This window comes from Paenibacillus polysaccharolyticus (assembly GCF_900102085.1).
GTDB classification, from domain to species: Bacteria; Bacillota; Bacilli; order Paenibacillales; family Paenibacillaceae; genus Paenibacillus; species Paenibacillus polysaccharolyticus.
In genome coordinates, this window is sequence record NZ_FMVM01000001.1 from 480,984 (window position 1) to 502,426 (window position 21,443).

The 21,443-nt window shown below is 46.0% G+C and carries 13 protein-coding genes; 2 read left to right on the forward strand and 11 right to left on the reverse strand.

Going from position 1 to position 21,443, the window contains the following annotated elements:
* Positions 1–47: 47 nt before the first annotated feature.
* The 9 genes from pulA to BLQ13_RS02105 form a co-directional block, all read right to left on the reverse strand.
* Entirely contained in the window at positions 48–2,195 is a 2,148-nt protein-coding gene (gene pulA / locus BLQ13_RS02065; RefSeq protein ID WP_244159180.1) for a type I pullulanase, read from the reverse strand.
* A gap of 220 nt (positions 2,196–2,415) precedes the next feature.
* Entirely contained in the window at positions 2,416–6,084 is a 3,669-nt protein-coding gene (locus tag BLQ13_RS02070; protein WP_090915451.1) for a DUF5704 domain-containing protein, read from the reverse strand.
* Positions 6,085–6,110: 26 nt separating this feature from the next.
* Positions 6,111–7,367, reverse strand: a complete 1,257-nt coding sequence (locus BLQ13_RS02075) for an S-layer homology domain-containing protein (protein WP_090915709.1) — start codon at positions 7,365–7,367, stop codon at positions 6,111–6,113.
* Positions 7,368–7,726: 359 nt separating this feature from the next.
* On the reverse strand, positions 7,727–9,256 hold the full coding sequence (locus BLQ13_RS02080; RefSeq protein ID WP_244159182.1) for an extracellular solute-binding protein: 1,530 nt from the start codon (positions 9,254–9,256) through the stop codon (positions 7,727–7,729).
* Positions 9,257–9,378: 122 nt separating this feature from the next.
* Entirely contained in the window at positions 9,379–10,482 is a 1,104-nt protein-coding gene (locus BLQ13_RS02085; protein ID WP_090915453.1) for a glycoside hydrolase family 88/105 protein, read from the reverse strand.
* Positions 10,483–10,505: 23 nt separating this feature from the next.
* A complete protein-coding gene (locus tag BLQ13_RS02090; RefSeq protein WP_090915455.1) occupies positions 10,506–12,005 on the reverse strand; it encodes an extracellular solute-binding protein in 1,500 nt (499 codons plus the stop codon).
* Between the two features lie 84 nt (positions 12,006–12,089).
* Complete coding sequence (locus BLQ13_RS02095; RefSeq protein WP_090915457.1) at positions 12,090–12,962, reverse strand: carbohydrate ABC transporter permease; 873 nt, start codon at positions 12,960–12,962, stop codon at positions 12,090–12,092.
* Between the two features lie 45 nt (positions 12,963–13,007).
* Positions 13,008–13,961, reverse strand: a complete 954-nt coding sequence (locus BLQ13_RS02100) for an ABC transporter permease (protein ID WP_090915459.1) — start codon at positions 13,959–13,961, stop codon at positions 13,008–13,010.
* A 294-nt stretch (positions 13,962–14,255) separates the two neighbouring features.
* Complete coding sequence (locus BLQ13_RS02105; RefSeq protein WP_167375616.1) at positions 14,256–16,592, reverse strand: helix-turn-helix domain-containing protein; 2,337 nt, start codon at positions 16,590–16,592, stop codon at positions 14,256–14,258.
* A gap of 520 nt (positions 16,593–17,112) precedes the next feature.
* Between BLQ13_RS02105 and BLQ13_RS02110 the strand changes: the two genes are divergently transcribed.
* Positions 17,113–19,158: an endonuclease MutS2 gene (locus BLQ13_RS02110; protein WP_090915465.1), complete on the forward strand. Its 2,046-nt coding sequence runs from the start codon at positions 17,113–17,115 to the stop codon at positions 19,156–19,158.
* Positions 19,159–19,342: 184 nt separating this feature from the next.
* Positions 19,343–19,573, forward strand: a complete 231-nt coding sequence (locus BLQ13_RS02115; RefSeq protein ID WP_090915467.1) for a cysteine-rich CWC family protein — start codon at positions 19,343–19,345, stop codon at positions 19,571–19,573.
* A gap of 292 nt (positions 19,574–19,865) precedes the next feature.
* Here BLQ13_RS02115 and BLQ13_RS02120 read toward each other — a convergent pair whose 3' ends face one another.
* Together BLQ13_RS02120 and BLQ13_RS02125 are read right to left on the reverse strand one after the other, a co-directional pair.
* Positions 19,866–21,011: a mannitol-1-phosphate 5-dehydrogenase gene (locus BLQ13_RS02120; RefSeq protein WP_090915469.1), complete on the reverse strand. Its 1,146-nt coding sequence runs from the start codon at positions 21,009–21,011 to the stop codon at positions 19,866–19,868.
* Complete coding sequence (locus tag BLQ13_RS02125) at positions 21,008–21,442, reverse strand: PTS mannitol transporter subunit IIA (protein ID WP_090915471.1); 435 nt, start codon at positions 21,440–21,442, stop codon at positions 21,008–21,010. The genes BLQ13_RS02120 and BLQ13_RS02125 overlap by 4 nt, the downstream gene beginning before the upstream one ends.
* Between the last annotated feature and the right edge of the window lies 1 nt (position 21,443).

Genomic DNA, 21,443 nt, shown 5'->3' on the forward strand with positions numbered 1-21,443 from the left:
TAGATAAAAGCAGACATTTTATCATCCTTGTACAAGCCTGACTTTCTTCAAGAGGACTGCGAAAATAATACGGTCATGGATAACATGCTGACCTGTACTTGATTGTTGTTAGTCTCTTGATTGTCTGAGCTGCTCTTGGTGCTCTTTTTGCTATGTTGAGTGTTCTGATCGTGGATGGTACGAAGCGTATTTACACCAGCATGTCCTTCTTCAACAACCACTCTCCATGTGCCTGAAGGGATAGAGATCCGATGAGATTCTTTGGTCGCATTGTAGATCACGATAATCCGTTGCCATGCATCATTCACATCTGCACCCTGCAACTCGAATGCTAAAAGTCCTTTATCTTTTTGCAAAAGTCGAACATGCTTCTCAATCGCTTCGCGTGTACGCAGGCGAAAAGCAGGATGCTCCCGCCGCAGGCGAATCAGGCCACGGTAATAGTCGAATACGGGCTTAAATCGTTGCTTCTGATCCCAATGTATGGCGTTGACTACGTCTCCACTCTCATGACTGTTAGCGTCCCCGTATTTACTTCGTAACATCTCATCTCCTGCCGCAATCAGCGGAACACCTTGTGAGGTAAGTACAATACCGTTTGCAAGAAGGCAGCGTCTCACGGTTTCGTTTCCGAGCACATGCGCTGGATCGATCTGAAGATAAGGATCAGCCTGTCGCACAGCCTCTTCCACATTGTCGAACCCCCGGATACTCCCATCCTCATCATACGTCAGAAAGCCTAGCTTATCTTGTAACCCTTGCGTACGCGCCACCTTATCCCACAGATTAAGATTGTCATGTACAGTTACATAATTAATAGTCTCAGATGGACCTTCCGTAAAATCATGAATAGACCCTTGCACGCCTGTCCATAACTCCGATTCTTTCCCGTCTTCACCCGTCGCAAAACCTTGGCCGTCCCCATCACTGTCTCCTTTAATGACACCACGGAAATTATCGTTAAACACTGCAAAGCCTGCTCCGCGCTGTGTTCCTTTCAAGGTCATCTCATCACCCAAAGGTGATTCCATTGCTCCCCAAGGTTCGCCGTATAACAAGATGGAGGGAGATACCTCAGTATGAAGCTCGGATGCGAGCTGTTTCATCGTCGTAACATCCATCAGCCCCATCAGATCAAAACGAAAACCGTCCACATGATATTCCTCTGCCCAGAAACGCACCGAATCGATAATAAATTTACGAACCATAGCTCGTTCTGTTGCCACCTCATTGCCTGTGCCTGAACCGTTACTGTACGTTCCGTCGGCATGCTGACGATAATAATATCCGGGAACGAGCTTCTCAAATGAACTCTCCGCTGTATCAAACGTGTGGTTGTACACGACATCCATAATGACACCTATCCCTTTACGATGAAGTGCAAGCACCATGGACTTGAATTCACGAATTCGCGTTACGGGTTCATCTGCGCGTGATGCATAAGATCCTTCCGGAACATTGTAATGCAGCGGATCGTAACCCCAATTATAGTTAGAGGCATCCTTAGGATCATCATCTACCTTCGCCTCGTCTACCGTAGCAAAATCAAATACAGGCAACAGGTGTACATGTGTAATGCCTAGTTCAACCAAATGATCGATTCCAAGCGTATTACCTGTTGCATCTTGAAGCCCAGTCTCGGTGAAAGCCAGATACTTTCCTTTGTTCGCAATCCCGGAAGAAGCATGAATGGAGAAATCCCGGACATGTAGCTCATACAGGACAGCATCCGTGGGATGACTCAATTCGGGACGTTCATCCTGTTGCCAACCCTCAGGGTGAGTCTCTTGCATGTCCACAATAACACCCATTTCACCGTTCATGGTTACAGCTCGCGCGTAAGGATCAACCGTGATCGTTGAAGTTCCATCGGCAAAAGTTGGCTTGAACATATAGCGATAACCTCGTAAATCCCCTTCCACTTCTAAAACCCAAACATCCTGTTCACCGGAATGCATTGGGATGTTGCTCTGCTTCAACGCGTTCGGGATGTCATCGGGACTTCCACCTGTGAGGGGTGGGTACAGAAGCAGTTCCATTTGAATCGCAATGGGAGACCAAACTTTGAAAGAACAAACAGCCGGTTGAAGGGTAACCCCAAGATCCCCCCCTTTATATGTACTCGTGATTGAAGCCATATCTGTTTTCCGGGCAATCTGCTGTTGCTGTTGCTGTTGTTGAACTTCGTCAATCATATCAATTCCCCTCTCGGTGAGCGTCGTATGTTATTCATGTAAAACGGAATGTAGAGCGTGGTGCCAAGTGAGTATCAGGAAAGTGCTCCTTACCCTTTATACCCGTTCAACGGATCAAGCATAATCTGTTTATACAAAAAAGAAGTAGCCGTGACGCAGACTCACATCACAGCTTCTTCGTATATAAAGCTTCTACTTTTATTTCAAACCCGTCGTTTCGCTAATGAGGTACCTGCGCTTGAAAATCATCACGGCTGGATTGATCTGCATGATACCACACCACATCTCCATCTCTCGTCTGCCATCTTATCCCCTGTTCATCCGCTGGACTTCCATTAAAACCTTCCAGTTTCCATTGATTCATTAATGGGGCGTGCATATATTGCAGATGAGGCGCGAGTGTATTGCCATTTTGTAACGTTTCCAGATTAAAGTTCACTACAATGTATCCATCTTGCAGGAATACAGGAGCCTTGTCATCTAGCAAAGTTTCTCGGGTCAGACGCTCCAGATTCGTGCCTTTGGGAACAGCATATACATCGGCTGGCAGGCTATATTCTCCGTACCAGCGCTGTATGGCGGCATTCGCCCGATCTATATCCACCCCGGAAGGAAGGTCTGTTTTTGGACCTATGAGTGTACGAATCTGTGACGGGAGAATCATCCAATCGTACCTGCCTGTCCAAGTTTGACGATGTGACGTCTGGGTCACAAACCGAACCATCGCCTGTTCCAGCGTATACAACTGCCGATCTTCTGGTGTCCATTCATGGGTGTACTGATAGCGTGCTGTATCGCTGAGTTCCATTCCAGGCACATTTCGTAGCCTTGCGTTCAGCACTACATAACGCTTCTCAACATCCTGTGCAGATCCAATACGGATAAGTTGCTGCTGCCCTCGATGGTAGTACAAATCCACTTCCTGCCTCTTGGTTCCGTCTTTGGGGATATAAAAGAAAGTTGGTGTGATTCGAATACCATCCTGTTTGCCAAACATGTTCCCCTTGGTCTTCACATCAAACTTAAAGTGATAACCTGTCTTCACAGCGACATTGCGGTATCCCTGCACAGGGTGGCTACCTGGGCGGATTGGCAAAACATACGGAGCCAGGTTGCCCCTCGGATCTCCATCAATTTCATTTGTTCCTGTCCAGTAGTTAACACCCGTAGGCTCGGGACTTCCTGGTCTTTGACGAAACACCCTCTCCCAATGATAGTCCGCGATATCTGTGATTCGAAAATCATACAATCGCCCAATGACCTCCACAGCTACCGTATCCGTTGCGACATGATGTGTCAGATCCGTATTAGCATCAGGTTGTTCTGTGAACTGCATGGGTGCATTCTCTGCGATGTTGCGGAACTCAATCTGATATGCGCCTTCATCAATCCAGACAGGAAGCACAAAGGTAGTATCCAGTTGATTGACGGGAATATTAACCCAAGTTTGGGCTGGAATAAAGCTGCTTTTGCCATCCGTGTAAACATCGAACGGGAAACGCACCTGTTTACTGCGAAAATACTTCCCGTAATCGCGATTTCCGTAACCTGGATAACGTACTCCATCTAGATGTTGTCCTGACGTGGGGATACGAACCAGGAATGGACGCTCCAGAATTAACGCCGCCCGCACAGGATCTGGCTTTGTTTTCTGGTTATGCGGCTGGTCATCCGAAACCCAAGCATAGTTGACCACTGGTGTATGTACCGTGACCGGATTGATACCGGGAATTGAAAACCGCTGATTTTGTCCACCGTTTACGTTTTCAGGGAGTAGTCCGTAGAATATGTCACCCGTGCTCGGCTGATCTGCTCTGTTCATCAGTGTGTTCTGAATGGTTAATCTGTTCTGATATAACACATCATCCCCGATCATATGAGGCTGTGGAATCATTCCAGGTCTGGGGGCTTCCTTCTGGGCTGGGGTATTATTCATAATAGTCGTACCATTAAAGACCACTTTGTCATTGTTAACCGCATTCTCCTGAACCACCGCTTCTGCTTCTGCTTGAAAAAGTGAAGTTTCCATCGGCGTAGGCGGCTCAGTGGAACCTCCAGGGACAGTCTGGGTACCCAGATCAATCTCACGACATGGCGAAGGTTTAACATGGCTCTGCACAGCAGTATCCGTCATAGATTGTAGAGTTGGAGGTATGTAGGAATTTGGTGTCAGCGTAACTACACCTCCGTAACCACCAAGCGCATAGTTAGACACCTTGGCTTCATTTAATTTGTAGACCTCTAAGTTATCAATCTGCCAATAACTATATCCCCTTGTTACTCGCATCGATCGATCACCTGGCACATCACGTTCTTTGGGCTCTGGTTGTGTGCCTGGATCCCCCTCACCGCGGGAAGGTCGGCCTGGTATTGTCCACGTTTTGTGGTACGTCTTCTTGACTTTAACATCATAGGTCACTGTGCCCGTCATGTTCACCCATCGGTGCTGAAACAAATATCCTTTGGCGAGAACATTTGCATATAAATCTTCCGACGTTGGGATTCCTCGTGTAACATCAAATTTCTCGGCACCCCGGATGTCTGCTCTGAGCACCCCTTGAACCGAAGGATCCATCTCTTTAGCTTCAAGTACTGCGCCTCGACTTGGTGGACTGATGCTCACCGGACAGGCATTCGCAGGATCGTTTCCTGGATCTTCACCGCCCGTGTCTCCTCCACCTCCGCCATTAGAGCATTCCTTGACCTCAAGCTCTTGTTCAGCCTGTTCATCTATACGCTGGGCGGTATCCAGGAAATGAGCTTTGATGATCGTAGTACCCACAATGCCCTTTGTTGTAATTTTGCCATCAGCACCGATTGTCGCCACAGAAGCATTCGAACTGCTCCACGTCAATTTGGGATGCACCGTCAATTTATGGATACTTCGATCCGATTTGGTAAGGACCGCTTCCGCCTGCAATGGTGTTGTCGTAGATTTACAGGCATTGGGCAGGTTCACAACCAGTCCCGGTTCGGACGTCACGGTAACGGTGGCTGTATCCGAAATGAGATATGTACCATTGTTCCAGATTGCACGTACCGTAACCGTTCCAGGGCTTTCTGCTTTTAACATACCTGTCTTTAGTTCAATGCTTGCCACCGCTTCGTCCGAAGAAAACCATTTAATCTCCGTCTCCCTGCCAGATACATCGACCCCCTCATTCCACGTTGTGGAACCATAGCCTTTGGTCTTTACTTTGGCTACCATCTGTTTGGTCTGGCCAATGGTAAGGGTAGTATCAGGTGTAACGTCAATCTCTTTTTCTTCCTCTAGATCACCTTCCCAAATGATGTCCATAGGGGTGAAGTAGGCTACGTTGTACTTTGGACAGCCAGCAGTTGTTCTACCACCATTATCAAATGGCTTATGCTCCGTTGGTACATGATATCCTCCAGTGATTGTCCTGATCGCAACAACAGTTGATAAGAACGGAGGTCTAATATCTCCTATACCAGTATACGAATTTTGATCTGCTCTTCCTTGATATTTAACATCATGAATACGTATGTTTTTAACTTTATTAGTATCGATTCTTGTAGAATTGTAATCAGGCCAGTCTGTTGGTGGCCAATTACTAAAATCTACACTATCGGGAACCTCTGTAGCTGCAGGAAATGGATTTGAGCAACTCCCTGCATTATTTGCATAGGTCGGTCCTCCTGAATGATCAGCTCTAAATTTCCCATTATTCTCTTGGTACCAATACACTCCTGGATTTCCCACTCTAGGGTTCGCTAGTATGGTAACATACTGAGGGCTCTTCATTCTTTTAGGTCCATACTCACTTGTAACAGCATTTACTATGTTTGACGTCAATATTAACGCTGTGAGTTGTAAGATCAACACTCCAAATAATATAGCTACACAAGAATATATTGCTTTTCTCATTACAACCTACTCACCATCCTACTGAACTACCTTTGAATTCTAAATTCACCTAATTGATCTGTTTTCAGAGAATAAGACCACGATGTGTTTCTCAGAGTTGAAGTAACCCAAAATCTTTTTTGAATACCCTTCTTTAATAATTGTCCCGAGTCCATAGGTATTGTATTAATACCTTGTTTCTTAGCCACATCCAAATTGAGACGATTAAACTGTATTAGTGAATCAGATAACCCCCTATTGAATGTGATCAAATTAGAACTTTCTAAATTAGATTTGAAGGAAATATCTACAAAAGTCCTATACGAACCACTTGCATATTTTTCAGGCATAAAAAGCTTAGCATAAATTCCTTCTGGTTTACTTTGAGTCGCATCCACAACGATAAAACGATGAATTTGTAATACTCCAGACTTGTTACTAAGGCTAATATCAGCTTCTAATAGATCTGAAATCATGACAGAGCCAGAGCTATACTTATAATTACTAATCGTCGTTAAATTCGTACCTGTCGTGCCCACTTCCCGCATCTCGTTCAGGTCGCTGTACTTGGAAGCATCTGTTCCCTCCACGTCCATGTAGCGAAGCAGAATAGCAGAAACCTCTGCACGAGTTGTCGTATCTGCCGGTTTTAACGTGCCGTCTTGAAATCCACCGACAATGCCTGTTCCGCGCACTAGGGCGAGGTAAGGAATCTGTTCGTTACGAATCGTTCCGCGGTTTACTTCGGGTGTAGGCAGTAGGGTGTTTTTCGTATCATTAAAAGCATTCTGAAAACTGCTGTCCGACTTGATCAGTCCGTTTGCAATCCACTTCATCATTTCATATCGTGTCAGTTCCGTATTAGGCTTAAAGCCGCCTGTATAATCACCAGCGTCAATAAAGCCTTGTCCCACCAACTGGCGGACAGCCGTTTCAGACCAATGTCCTTGAAGATCAGAGAAAGAAGACTGCCCCTGAGCATTCTCGATTCTGGTCGCGCGAGCTAGTATTGCTGCATATTCCCCGCGGGTGATCTTACCATTCGGGCGGAAAGTGCCATCCTGATAGCCGGAAATCAATTTTTTCTCATATGCTTTTGCAATCGTTGCCTGAGCCCAGTGTCCTTTGATATCGCTGAACCGACTCTCTACGCTGTCGCTCACTCCCGCAGCACTAACCACTGTCGTCCACTCCCCAGACCCCATTCCAAAAGAAAGACATGTACCTGCCATCATGACTGCTATTAACAGTCCTATCATATAAACAAATCTTCTTTTCTTCTTAACTTGAACCACTCGCTTCATTTTCAATCTGTTCACGCTCCTATGTACCTTAGTATGGGGATGCTTCATTTGCTCAAACGGATGACTTGCTTATCAAACATAAGTCAAAATCCTAAATATGGAATTATAATCAATATTCTACCATGTATAACTAGTATTTTGGTATCATTTTCATACCTCCCCATGATTCTAAGGTGACTATCTCCCCCTCCTTGAGACCTAATATTTATCCTAAAAATACAAAAAAGGCCATGAATCCGCAGATTCATAGCCTTATGCTTTAAGGTGTGGTCTCACTTATTAAATTATGGAATTTCTACTCTTTTATAGAATAAACCTATTCCTTACATGAAATCAACCTTTTTTTATGGCAGTCTCATTTATTTCCCGTTCAGTTCTTTATACGAAGCTTCCAGTTCTGTGATCAGCTGGTCACCGCCTGCTTTTCTCCAGTTGGCAACTTCCTGTTCCCAGCCAGCATCATCGATCTTGCCCATAATGTATTTGGTCTGCGCATCCCAGATCATCTGATCCAGTTCCTGACCGCGCTCTGTATAGATCACCGAGGACAGCGTAAGTGCAGGATTAGCAATTGCATACTGTTCATTTTCTCGAGCCATCTTCGTGCCTTTCATACCAATAGGAACATCGACCAGTTCAGGCACATTGTATCCTTCCACACTTAGCAGATTATCACGATATGGTTTAACCTCACGCTGATATGCGTCGAAGTCTTTCAGTTCCGTTTTACCGTCAGCGGTCTTGCTGTAGTGTACATCGAGTAAACCACGCAATTGCAGCGTGCTAAGTTCCTCGTCCATCAGCTGATCCAGGAAGGTGAGTACCTTTTTGAGTTGCGCTTCATCCGTTACAGATGCTTTGGGAATGACAAGCATACCGTAGTTTCCAGGCTCACCGGCAATGCGAATGCCATCTGGCCCTTGAAACGGCGCTACATCAATGACACCATCCGGTGCATTAGGTGTGAGCCGTTGCTGGGATGATTTCCCGTTCTGAGCAACACCGTTCAGTTTCATAGCAACGAGACCTGAATCCATTTTTTTGTCCGCATCGGAAGGGTCCAGTGCAGGGAAATCACTATTGATCAACCCTTCATTAAACAATCGCTTGAACAGCTTCATCGTATCCACATATTCAGGAGTCAGAAATTCTGGTGTTAATTTACCAGCGTCGTCTACACCCCATTTGTTGACTCCACCAATACTTACAGCAATCCGGGTCAGCGGTGAAGATACACCCTCGTTATACTTTTTAAACAACAACGCACCATACGTATCTTCCTTGCCATTACCATCTGGATCATCCTTGCGGACAGAACGCATAACCTCATACCAATCATCCAGATTTTTCGGGATATCCAGTTTCAGCTTATCAAACCAGTCTTTCCGATATACGATTGCCGTTCGTCCGATATCCCGGAAATTCGGGATGCCGTAGATTTTACCTTCGATCTTGATGTTATTAAAATGAGCCTCCGACTGGGCAGACAAGTTTTTGTAATCTTTCAGGTAAGGCCCGAGTTCCCAGAACAATCCTGTCTTTGCCGCATTAAAAGTTGTGGGTACATAATTGACACGCATAATCGTTGGCATCTCCCCTGATGCCACCATGACATTGACTTTGTCGTCGAACGCCGATTGCGGAATCCACTGCACGTTTACATCGGTATTCGTGTATTCCTCAATCTTCTTCTCGATTGCATTTTCCTTAGCGGGCACATCACCCACCTGCATCAATGAAATGGAAATGGGCATTTTGCCTTCCCCGGCGGCTGGAGCTTTTTCTCCCCCACATCCAGCCAGCAAACCGGCAGACATCGCGCCAACAATAACGAAGCTTCCTACGCGAAACATTGGACTCTTTGAACGTTTTGGACTTTTTGGACTCATGAACCATCTCTCCTTTTGGATAAACCTATTGTTCAGCGGACTTGCCCTCATTCCTCAATCATAGATGTCTTCAAGCTCATAATGTATGCGCTATCATAATGCTTTGGAGAAAAGAACCGGCATTATGCCAGTTCCATCTCTACCCCTGCCAAAATAAATGGAGCAACCGATTTCGGATCATTAATACGAATCGATTCAGTCACATAGTACTCATAGGACCCGTCACGATACGGAGTTCCTCCAAGACCCGCTCCCCCGTTGCACTGTGTCAGGGAAAGCATACCCTCCTGGTCTGTTTGCAACAGATGTTGCAGCAGGCCTTGATATCCTTTTTCCGCAATCGCTTTGAACTTCCCGCTCAAGAATCCTTTGCGCACACCCTTGGCAAGGGCATATACAAACATCGAAGTGCCCGAAGCCTCCAGATAATTCCGCTCGCGTCCTGGCTGATCGAGCAGATGCGGCCACAATCCTGTCTCCTGATCCTGTACATGGATAAGCGCATTTGCGAGTCGCTCGAAAATACCGATAATCTGTCCACGTTGCTCATGATCAACTGGCAGATAATCCAGCGTATCTACAACCGCCATCACGTACCAGCCCACTGCCCGGCTCCAGACATGTGGCGAACATCCCGTATCTCCGGAGCTCCAGCGTTGCTCTTTGCTCTCGTCCCAAGCGTGGTAGAGCAGACCACTGCGTGGATCACGAGTTTGTGCTTCCACCAAAAGCAATTGCAAAGCAGCCTTGTCAAACCACTTCTCTTCACCAGTCACGGCTCCATATTGAGTCAGATAAGGTGTCGCCATATACAATCCATCCAGCCACATCTGGAACGGATAGATTTTCTTGTGCCAGAAACCGCCCCCACTTGTGCGCGGTTGCCCTTTCAGTTGCGTCATCAGCAACTCAGAAGCTTTGCGATACTTTTCCTGACCTGTTTTCTCCAGCAGGAAAAATAGTGATTTTCCCTGGTTGATCTGATCCAGATTATATTCCTCAATCGTATAGGACCGGATCGATCCGTCTTCCTGAATGAAATGATCCATAAGTTCCTGAATATAGTCAAAATATCTCTGTTCACCTGTACGAGCGTAGAGTTCTTCCAGTGCTTTGAGCAGACAACCGTTCTCATAATGCCAAGTCGCATACAGCTCATGGCTGCGATAACTCTCCATAAACTGGTCGGCCATGCGCATCGGTGTATGTTGTAACGTTTCCTTCATGATCAAACCTCCGGTTTCGCTCCTTATTGAGCCTGTTTTTTGTAATCCTCGGCATATTCCTCGCGGATTTTGGTACCGCCTGCATTAGCCCAATTCTCAATTTCCTTTTCCCAGCCGCTTTGATCGATCTTGCCCATAATGTATTTGGTTTGCGCATCGGCAATCATCTGATCCAGATCTGCTCCGCGGTCACCATATGTTGGAGAATACAACGTCAATGCAGGGTTTGGTACTGCATGTTCTGCCAGTTCCTTCACCAAAGCTGTTCCTTTTTCTCCAAGCTCGGTGTCCTTCAGTTTAGGTACATTGTAACCATCAACATAAGGGAAATTATCCCGATATGGCTTCACTTCACGCTGGAAAGCATCGAAATCACTCATTTCCACTTCGTTGTCTCCGACTTTGGTGTAATGTTTGCCTTCCAGACCACGCATTAGCAGCGTTGCCATCTCTGGATCCATCAATTTATCCAGGAAGGAGAGCAAGTTTTTCAGTTCCTCTTCCGATTTTACCGTTGCTTTCGGGAAAGCCAGAATACCCGAGTTACCTGTCTGTCCAGCTACACGGTCACCATTTGGCCCTAACAGACCGGCAATATCTACAACACCGTCCGGATTATTTTTTGACAGACGTTCCTGCTGGCTCTTACCATTCTGTGCCACACCTACACGCATGCCGACAACACCGGAATCATACTTTTTCTCCGCTTCCGTTGAATCAAATACAGCGAAGTCCTGGTTCAACAATTTCTCTTCATACAAACGTTTCAACAAATCCATCACTTGCATATATTCCGGTGTCATGAATTCTGGTGTAAAGCTACCATCACTCTCAACCTTCCATTTGTTCGGTGCGCCAAAGCTCACACCAAGACGAGTCGTAAAAGAATACTGATCTTCGTTATACTTTTTGAACAACATCAATCCAAACGTATTCGCCTGTCCATCGCCATCCGGGTCGGAAGTAGACAACGTCTTGATCGTTTCATACCATTCATCCGGTGTTGTTGGTACTTTCAGATTCAACTTGTCGAACCAATCCTTGCGGTAAATAACAGTTGCCCGTGCAATATCGGAGAATACCGGCACGCCATAAATTTTCCCTTCAACCTTGATGTTGTCAAAGAAACGTCCGTTTTGGGCAGAAAGGTTTTTGTAATCATTGAGTAAAGGCCCGACTTCCCAAAATACGTCATTTCGCATCGCATTCGTTACCGTCGGGTTATATTGCACCTTTACGATTTTCGGCATGTCGCTGGAGGCGATCATGACATTAATTTTGTCATTGTACGCAGATGCCGGTATCCACTGGATGTCCAGTTTGGTTTTGGTATATTCCTCAATTTTTTTCTGTACATCGTTGCCCTTGCTCGGCACGTCACCCACCTGTGCAATAGCGATAGATACATTCTGTACGCCTCCTTCGGCAGCCTGACCTTCATCTGATCCGCATCCTGCCAGTAAACCGGTCACCAGAGCCAGTGTACTCAGAACAGCTACGGCTTTCTTTTTTGTTGCCTTCATTCATGAAAACCTCCCTTTTTGATATACAGTCACAGACTGATATTCACAATTCAGTAATACGCTTCACACCACACACTGCACTAATCAGCCTTTTACCGAACCGAGCATCACTCCCTTGGCAAAATGCTTTTGCAGGAATGGGTAGACCAGCATAATCGGAATGGTAGAGAATACGATAACAGCCATACGAATCGTAAGCGGTTGAATTTCAGTTTCTTCAATGCTCGTATCTCCAATTCGACTTTGTGCCAAAATGACAATTTCACGGAGCCAAACTTGTACAGGCCACTTCTCACTGTCGTTGATATAGATGACGGCACTGAAGAAACTGTTCCAGTGTGCCACGGCATAAAAGAGTGAAAAGGTAGCCATGGCTGGCATCGAGAGTGGAAGCACAATGCGGAACAAAACGCTGACATCGTTACAGCCATCGATTTTGGCCGCATCTTCCAGCTCATCCGGGATGGCTTGGAAGAAGTTTTTGAGTACGATCAGGTTGAACGCACTGATAGCCGTTGGCAACATCAAAGACCAGAGTGTATCGGTAAGATGCAGGGATTTAACGACGAAATACGTTGGAATCATACCGCCACTGAACAGCATCGTGAACAGTACTCCCAGCAGAATCGGCTGGCGTCCGCGCAAATACTTTCTGGATAGCGGGTAAGCCATAAGCGATGTAAACAGCAAGTTGATTAGCGTACCCACAACGGTGATATAGATCGATACACCAAGACTTCGAATCAATGTATCCGTAGAAAAAATGTAACGGTAAGCTGCCAAGGAGAACTCTTTCGGAAAAAGAATAAATCCTCCTTTGGCCACTTCATGCGGGCTGGTAAACGACACAGCCAAAATATAAATGAACGGGATTACGGTCACAATACCAATCAAAAGCAGCAAGCCATGATTCACAAAATCAAAGATCCGGTTGCTCCATGTTTTGTCCTGTTGCATCTAATGTTCACTCCTGTCTGATGAAGAGCGTCTGCCAATATTGCATTAATAGACGCCTTCCTCCCCGAATTTTTTGGCTAACGTGTTGGCACCAAGCACTAGCGCCAGTCCGACAACCGACTTAAACAATCCGACAGCAGCACTATAACTGTACTGTGCCTGGGTAAGCCCCTTCGTGTATACGTAGGTATCAAATACCTCGCCCACGTCACGGTTAGTAGGTGTCAGCATCAGGAAGATCTGTTCAAAGCCTGTATCCAGGAAGTGACCCAGACGCAAAATGAGCAAAATGATGATGGTACTCCGAATCGCTGGCAACGTAATGTGCCAGGTCTGACGCCAGCGGTTAGCACCGTCAATCCGAGCAGCCTCATAAAGCTGCGTATCTACGCCAGAGAGTGCCGCCAGGAAGATAATTGTGCCCCAGCCTACTTCTTTCCAAATGGATTGTCCTACAATCATCGTACGGAACCATCCTGGTTCAAGCAGAAAGGCAATTTTTTGTCCCGTCAGGTTGTAGAGCAGTTCATTGATTGCACCGCCTTCAGTCGTGAACAGCATGTAGAACACACCAACCACAACAACCCAGGAAACAAAGTGTGGAACGTAAACCAGTGTCTGCACGAAGCGTTTAAACCGCTCCCGCCTAACCTCATTCATCATGAGCGCAAGCACAATAGGTAATGGAAAAAAGAAAACCAGATTATAAATCGCAAGTAAAAACGTGTTTCTAAATAAGGTCCAGAACTGCGGTTCTCCAAAAAAACGCTGGAAGTGTTTGAATCCTACCCAATCACTCCCCAGGATGCCTTTGTACGGTGTGTAATCCTGAAAAGCCATCGTAATCCCATACATCGGTATGTATTTAAAGATAACAAAGTAAAGCACTCCCGGAATCAGCATAATGTACAGCCACCGGTTTTTGATGACGTCCCTCCAGAGCAGGTTTTTGTCACTGCGGGTAGCGGGCCTTGTTCGAGCAGCCGTTTCGGCTTTCATAGTGTCTTCCTCCCCACGTTGGAAACGATTACAAAAGATCACTTCCTGAATTCATGTCTCCATTGTGGCGGATAATCGAATCACTGGCTATCATCTCGTTTTAGCCTCTTGTTTTTCCTTGTGTATCAAGGGTTTTAACCACTTAAGAATGGCTGGCGCTACTAGAAATGAACTGCTTTCAACCTGCATGTTCCTGGTTTAACTATGGCTTATAAGCTGCGAATGGGCTCAAAAAGAAAGTTAAATTGAACGACAAAAGCCTGCCTGCCATGGGGGCAGAGCAGGCCATGTTCTCTAGCGTTGCTGCTCCCGGTACTTGCCGGGAGTTGTTCCTGTTATTTTGCGAAATGTACGGATAAAAGCTGTCGGGTTCGTGTAATTTAATTTTTCGGCGATTTCCGATATTTTCAAATCTGTCGTCTGTAGCCACGTTTTGGCTTTTTCCATGCGGTACTCTGCTAGATATTCGGTAAAATTAACACCCGCTTCCTTCTTGAAGACCCGGCTTAGATAGACCGGATGAAAGTTCAACTCCTCGGCACAAGCCTCCAGTGATAAATCCCGATCATACCGTTCCTCGATCAGTCGAATCATCCGGCGGGCGATATTCATATATTGTGACTCCTCTTGTTCCTTCCAGTAACGAATCACAGGCAGAAATAAACGCTTACGGAACCAACCCGTCATCTCGTCCAGTGTAGATAATTTCAGCAAGTATGCCATGGAAGCTTTCTCACCAAGCACTTCTGCCACATCTCCGCCCTGCTCTTGCACAAGTTGATATACCCGTGACAATAACTGCACCATGATGACTGGATACTCGCTGAAATGCAGCTTTTTATCCGCAAGTAATCCTAAATATTGTGTAAAATAGATATCTGTTTTCTCTTCGTCTCCCTGTTTGATCGCTGAAGCCAACTGATCTTCGATCATTCGTAACTGCGTATACAGCGCAGCTTCCATCTGACCTCTTGGTTGGATGTCCTCATAATGTAAAATAATACGGCTACCCAAGCTGACTCTGCCTTGCAATGCTTCTTTGCTCTCTTGGTAGGCTCTAGGCGTATCTCCAATGCTGGAATAAGCCCGGCTAATACCTATGCTTACTGGCAGATTCAGATAGGTTACAACCCGTTCACGAATCCAATCGGCCTGTGTGTGCATCCATTCCTTCAGCTGCATCTCATCACTCAGTTCAGAAGCAAGCACGGTAACCTGCGCATCATCTAGCATGACCGGTGTGAACCGAATCTCGGAAGGAATCAACTCACCTACCATATTATTGACCGCAAATAGCAATAGATCCCGATCCTGCTCCTCATATCTCGTGCCTTCAAGCGTATCAATCTGAAGCATCAGTACGCCCAGATGTGACCATCCGGTCGGGAAATCATACAATTCGCCCTGATATCTGAAATCTTCTTCCGATATTTTACCTGTCAGCAGCTTGGTCATGAAAAACTCCTGAAGATGCACATGTTGCCCCTTCATCTGCTCACGCATCGTTCTCTCCGAACTGAACAGGGTAGACAAGCGTTCCTCAATATAAATAAACTCATCCTGACGGCGTCCAGCTGGAGGGAGCGGAGAATCTAACCCTTTTGTAAACTGCAACAGTCTAGAGATTGGTGAGTACATACGCCGGCTACCGTAGATGGCCACGAGCCCTGTCACCAATAACATGATTAACGTCGCCACACCGGTCACCACTGCGATTTTTTGCGACTGGGCTGTAATCTGTCCAAGCGAAACAACCGATACGTATAACCAGCCGTTTAGCGGAGACTGCCTGTAGCTGACGGCTACGGGTTTGCCCTCCACTTCTGCGCTGTAAAAACCTTGTGCTTCCCCCGTTGTCTGAACCTTCTCCTGAATGTCCTGGTTGAGCAGATCGTATTTATTTCCATAATTCGTGTCATTCAGAAAGTATTTCTGGTCTTTATCCAGAACGTACAAATCACCCGAATTCGGATTCCGGCTCAAAAAGCTGCTCAGTTCTGCATCCGCAATATCAATGACAAGGAACCCTTTCGGTTTCACATTTGTGGGCACCATCGGAATTTTAAAAACCATGCTGACTACATTATCAGAAGAGATCAAGGTAGGAGCCTGTTCCGTTAAAGCCTCACCCATGCCAGCAGATACAGGCACGCTCTCTTTGGATGAACTTTTATTCTGAGTCACCCAGAACAAACTGTTGGTGTATGTAAGATAAGTACCGATTCGGTCTCGAATGCTGAAATCATTGATTTTACCAAATGAACGCATCGATACGACCCAGTCCTGTTCCAGATTTACAAGGTAAGCCTGATCAATACTTGTGACCGCCTGAAGATTGTTAAAACCGGATGTCAAATCACGAATTTCTTGAAATTCGCTACTATTCAGCGGTTGCTTCATTGCACGAAGCACCAAAGGTGAATTGACATACTGGATTGAGGACAGTTGTAAACTTCGTAATACTTGTTCCACTCGCATCTGAGTCTGATGTAGTATCTGAAGATTACTCTCGCGCACTTTCTGTTCGATATCACGCGAGGCAATCGTATACGAGACGGAACCAATCACAATGACTGGCAATGCCCCAAGAATCATCGTAAAGCAGAGCAGACGCAGTAGATATTTAGGCAAGAAGAGCATCTCCCTTTTATAAAAAATCGCTTACATTGGATTAAATTACTATTGTTATTTTAAAACCCAATCATAATCAAGTCCACATCTTTATTCAGAATTGTTGACTTGAAGTGATTTCCAGTTTATATTACATGTATATTCCTCAGGTCGAAGGAGAGATTTTGATGTCGGTGAGCGTTCTTAACTAATCAAGTTTCATATTCAGGAGTTTGGCTTTTCATGACACTTTTGCCGTCAAGGCATACGTGTGTTTCATGATGCGTCAGATCCCTGTACTTAGTTAAGAACAGCGGAAATCAAACATCGCCTCCGGGATTGCCTATGTCCGGGTCTATTTCCGCGCTGTGTTCAGCGCGGATTTTTTTTTGTATAGACCCTCTTTATGGACTCTGCTTTCCCATACGTTCAGGGCGGAGAATGACGTTTGTTCATTCTCCGCCCTTTTTGTGTTTTCCATGAGGAATATTTTTCACTATAAGCACAACAAAAACATTTTACATGAAGGAGAGATTTAAACATGAATAACAATAATGAGGCTAACAAGACGGCAAATATCAAGAGTTCAAACGAACAAACCCTAACCATTCTTGGCTTCCATCATATTCAAAAAAACATTGCTGACTGCGCCCTTTCCTATCTGGGCAAACGTTATGCCCGTGAACTCAAACCGATGACCGATGTGCATCTGATTCAGATGCGTCTGGACGAAGCTGCGGAGGCCACAGCTCTTGTCCGTTTTGGGGCGAGCGTGCCAATCCCTTCGCTGGAGGGGATGGAAACGATTATCAACCTGCTTGGCACGGGATATCTGTTCAGTGAACGCGACTTCAGTCATCTCGCCCAATTTCTACACAGCTGCACACAACTGATGAAGTATATGGAGAGTAAATCCGGCATCGCTCCCATCGTTAGTCGTTATGCCTCCTCTATGATGCTTATGGAATCCTTACGAAGTGAAATTGAACGTTGTATCCACAACGGTCGAATTCAGGATCAAGCGAGCAAGGAACTCGTACGAATTCGAAAAAGAATGACCGTGCATGAGGAACGCATGAAGCGCAAGCTGGATTCACTGGTTAGTAAGCACCGTTCGATCATGCAGGAGCAGGTCGTGAGCCAGCGAAATGGAAAAACAGTACTGCCCATTAAAAAAGAGTTCCGTAAACAGGTTAAAGGCAGTGTACTCGACGAATCGGGTAGCGGCCAAACCGTATATATCGAACCAGCCGAGCTGTCAGGACTGCAGATGGAACTCTCTTCACTGCAAGCCGAGGAGTCCAGGGAAGAGATGAAAATCCTTGGAGACTTGACTTCTCTGACCGAATCGTACAGCCGGGAAATTGCACTGAATACAGAAACCGTTGGCGTGCTTGACTTCCTGTTTGCCAAAGCAAAATATGCGGCGGCTATAGATGGTCGATCCGTACGCGTTAATAGCAACGGTAAAGTTAAACTGCAACGAGCGAGACACCCCTTGATGGGGCCGTCCATGGTCCCGCTTGATTTTTCCATCGGATACACTTACTCGTCCCTTATCATTACAGGCCCGAACACAGGCGGTAAAACCGTTGCTCTCAAAACATTGGGGTTGCTCACTCTCATGGTGCAATCTGGGCTGCTTGTTCCTGTGGATGAAAGAGGTGAAATGGCCGTGTATGAACAGATCGCAGTGGATATTGGCGATGGACAGAGTCTTGAGCAGGCACTCAGCACATTCTCAGCGCATATTCGGAATATGATTACCATTCTGGAGCAGGCGAATCCTTCAACGCTTGTACTGATTGACGAGATGGCATCAGGTACAGATCCAGGAGAAGGTGTAGGACTTTCCATTGCTATGCTGGAGGAATTGCATCACCGCGGAGCAACCGTGGTAGCTACAACACATTTTGGGGAAATTAAGCATTTTGCTTCAGCCACATCTGGATTTGAAAATGCACGCATGGAGTTTGACACCGTATCTCTCCAACCTCTGTATCGACTTCGGATTGGAGAAGCCGGTGAAAGCTATGCATATTCTATCGCGCTGAAGCTGGGCATGCCCCGGCATATCATCGCTCGTTCCAAATCTGTTGTGGATGAAGCTCTCACGAAGAACATGATGCAAGATGTTGCAAAAGAATCGCAATCACAAACAGATAGTGAACATCACACTACCTTGCCTGTCTCTATGGAACACACTGATTCTATAGAGAAAAATGCACATACGACCGTCCCAAATAAGACTATATCTCCAAACGGTGCGCCTCCCGTCTCCGATCCGGCACCAGCACCAATACGTGCCTTTCGTAAAGGAGACCGCGTCTACGTTGCCTATCTGGATCAGGCAGGTATAGTAAGTGAAGAAGAGGATAACCGTGGACAGATCGGGGTCATGATTCGGGGCCGTAAACTAAAAATTCATAAGAAACGTCTGCGTCTGCACATCTCTGCTGACGAGTTGTATCCAGCCGATTATGATCTCGACATTGTGCTGGAAAGCAAAGAAAACCGCAAAAAACGCAAACTCATGGGGCGCAAGCATGTAGAGGGATTACAAATTGAGCTACCACCGGAAGAATGAAGGTACGCCCACGATTTAAAAAATCAACCTGTGCATACGTTACCCTCATACGAGTACTTGCGGTGTAGATGGAGTAAGTCACGATTATAAAAGTTGGGAGCAAAACCAATGTATTTGTTATACTGAAATCAACAAAAGGTCACTGTCCGGAATGCAAAACAATGAAAAAGGAGGGAGATAGGCCATGTCTGATCAACAGGACAGCACTCCTGGCAAAACGCTCAATGCGCTGATATGTCCACTTTGCGGGGAAAGAAATGCTTGTGCCTATGCTGAAGGTAAACCACATTCGGAATGTTGGTGCGGCCATGTTTCCTTCCCCGAAGGTGTGTTTGAACGCATTCCAGCCGAGAAACGCGGCAAGTCATGCATTTGTCAGCAATGTGTGGAGAACTATGTACGTGAGCATGAGTAACTATTTTGCTATAACCAGCTCTTATTCGCTAAAAGCGATATGAAGAGCCTATTGTTAACTAGGATCGAAAAATAAAAGAAACCATTCCCTCTCAAATGGAACTGTATCATGAATTTGAAGGGATGGTTTCTTTATATTCCAGACTTAAGTTCGTTATTACGTTTGGTATCTCTTTTTCATCTATATTTCTGTATAAACAGATAGATAAACTTGCTAACGTCCCAGCCTTAGTGGATCCACGCTGAGCTTTCAATACACTATGCCAGACTTCGATTACTGTTATACAAACCGATTACATCTGTTTGTACTGCTTCACTGCCTCCACCAGTACCGGATGATTCTCATCCATACCAGTATAGTGCGATAACGCGGCTTCGACGCCTTTTTCGCGGATCATGCTTTGTAGCTCCACCGCTTCGGGATCATCAGACACATCAAACTTGCAGGCAGCGGCCATTCCCATGGCGAGATGTGTCACTGGCATGTCTTCTTCATACGCCAGAAGTGCCGGGCGAACGAGACGATCATTCGGGGAAAGCTTGCGCAGTGGCGAGCGCCCCACACGGGTTACCTCGTCGGTCAGATAAGGATTAACAAACCGTCCCAAAATTTTTACAATATACTGCTCATGTTCTTCCGGGTTGAAACCAAAGCGTTTTACCAACACCTGACCCGTTTCCTGCAGTGCTCCATATACCACAGATTTCACCTTTTCATCGGCAATAGCCTTCTGAATGGTATCATATCCTTGTACATAGCCGATATATGCCGCAACGCAATGTCCCGTATTTACAGTAAACAGCTTACGCTCAATGTACGGTTCAAGATCATCTACATAAACAACACCATCCATTGGTTTGAATGCAGGTGCCATTTGCGAACGATCCACTACCCACTCATAAAAAGGCTCCACCTGAACATGCAACATGTCTTCATGATTCTGGATCGGTACAATCCGGTCTACGGCCGAATTAGGAAAGTAAACATATTCATCAGCAAACCCGCGAGCCTGCTCATCCAGCAAAGCATACACATGCTCTTTGAGCTGAGCGCTTCCACCGATGGCATTTTCACAAGCGATAATATGCAACGGCTTTTGTATAGAACCTGCACGTCTTCTTTGCTCCAGACCTTCTGCGATTCCTGGTGCAATATGCTTTAGTATGCCTACACCAACTGCGGTTGTAACCAGGTCAGCTTCTGCCACGGCCTTAGCAACTGTCTGCAACTCCCGTCCATTAATGGCTGTTACTCCGGTTACGGTCTCCTGATCTTTGCTTTCATTGGCAAGCTCTACGGTGTACTCCCCGCGCCCCCGAAGAGCATTCACTAGTTCCTGATTTACATCCGAGAACGTCACTTCATATCCGGCACGGGACAGAATCAAACCAATAAATCCGCGTCCGATGTTACCTGCGCCAAAGTGGAGGGCCTTCATAGCTCCATTTCACTTTCTAGAATGGTGATTACTTCCTCAGCCGTTTTCGCATAACGCAGTGCTTCCATATTCTCTTCTTCGGCACAGATTACTGCGATGCTCGTCAGAATCTCCATATGTTCGCCGCCTTGTGCAGCGATGCCAATGACCATATAAGCTTTTTCCTCTCCAAAATCAACCCCTTGCGGGAACTGAATTACCGAGATTCCGGTCGAGAGAATGAACGTTTTGGATTCTTTTGTACCATGCGGAATAGCCAGTCCATTGCCGACATAAGTGGATACAATCTCTTCACGCTCAATCATTTTGTCAATGTAATCTGCAGTGATATGACCTGCATCCTTCAAAATCTGTCCTGCCATACGAATCGCTTCATATTTATCCTGAGCCGTCGCGTTCATGATGACTTTGTCTTTTGTTAACATACTCATG

Bases quoted from the DNA above. Each gene is read 5' to 3' on its own strand.
- pulA (WP_244159180.1), bottom strand. From the start codon at position 2,195: ATGATTGACGAAGTTCAACAACAGCAACAGCAACAGCAGATTGCCCGG.
- BLQ13_RS02125 (WP_090915471.1), bottom strand. From the start codon at position 21,442: ATGAGTATGTTAACAAAAGACAAAGTCATCATGAACGCGACGGCTCAG.
- BLQ13_RS02095 (WP_090915457.1), bottom strand. From the start codon at position 12,962: ATGCAACAGGACAAAACATGGAGCAACCGGATCTTTGATTTTGTGAAT.
- BLQ13_RS02070 (WP_090915451.1), bottom strand. From the start codon at position 6,084: ATGAGAAAAGCAATATATTCTTGTGTAGCTATATTATTTGGAGTGTTG.
- BLQ13_RS02115 (WP_090915467.1), top strand. From the start codon at position 19,343: ATGTCTGATCAACAGGACAGCACTCCTGGCAAAACGCTCAATGCGCTG.
- BLQ13_RS02080 (WP_244159182.1), bottom strand. From the start codon at position 9,256: ATGAGTCCAAAAAGTCCAAAACGTTCAAAGAGTCCAATGTTTCGCGTA.
- BLQ13_RS02100 (WP_090915459.1), bottom strand. From the start codon at position 13,961: ATGAAAGCCGAAACGGCTGCTCGAACAAGGCCCGCTACCCGCAGTGAC.
- BLQ13_RS02085 (WP_090915453.1), bottom strand. From the start codon at position 10,482: ATGAAGGAAACGTTACAACATACACCGATGCGCATGGCCGACCAGTTT.
- BLQ13_RS02110 (WP_090915465.1), top strand. From the start codon at position 17,113: ATGAATAACAATAATGAGGCTAACAAGACGGCAAATATCAAGAGTTCA.
- BLQ13_RS02090 (WP_090915455.1), bottom strand. From the start codon at position 12,005: ATGAAGGCAACAAAAAAGAAAGCCGTAGCTGTTCTGAGTACACTGGCT.
- BLQ13_RS02075 (WP_090915709.1), bottom strand. From the start codon at position 7,367: ATGAAGCGAGTGGTTCAAGTTAAGAAGAAAAGAAGATTTGTTTATATG.
- BLQ13_RS02120 (WP_090915469.1), bottom strand. From the start codon at position 21,011: ATGAAGGCCCTCCACTTTGGCGCAGGTAACATCGGACGCGGATTTATT.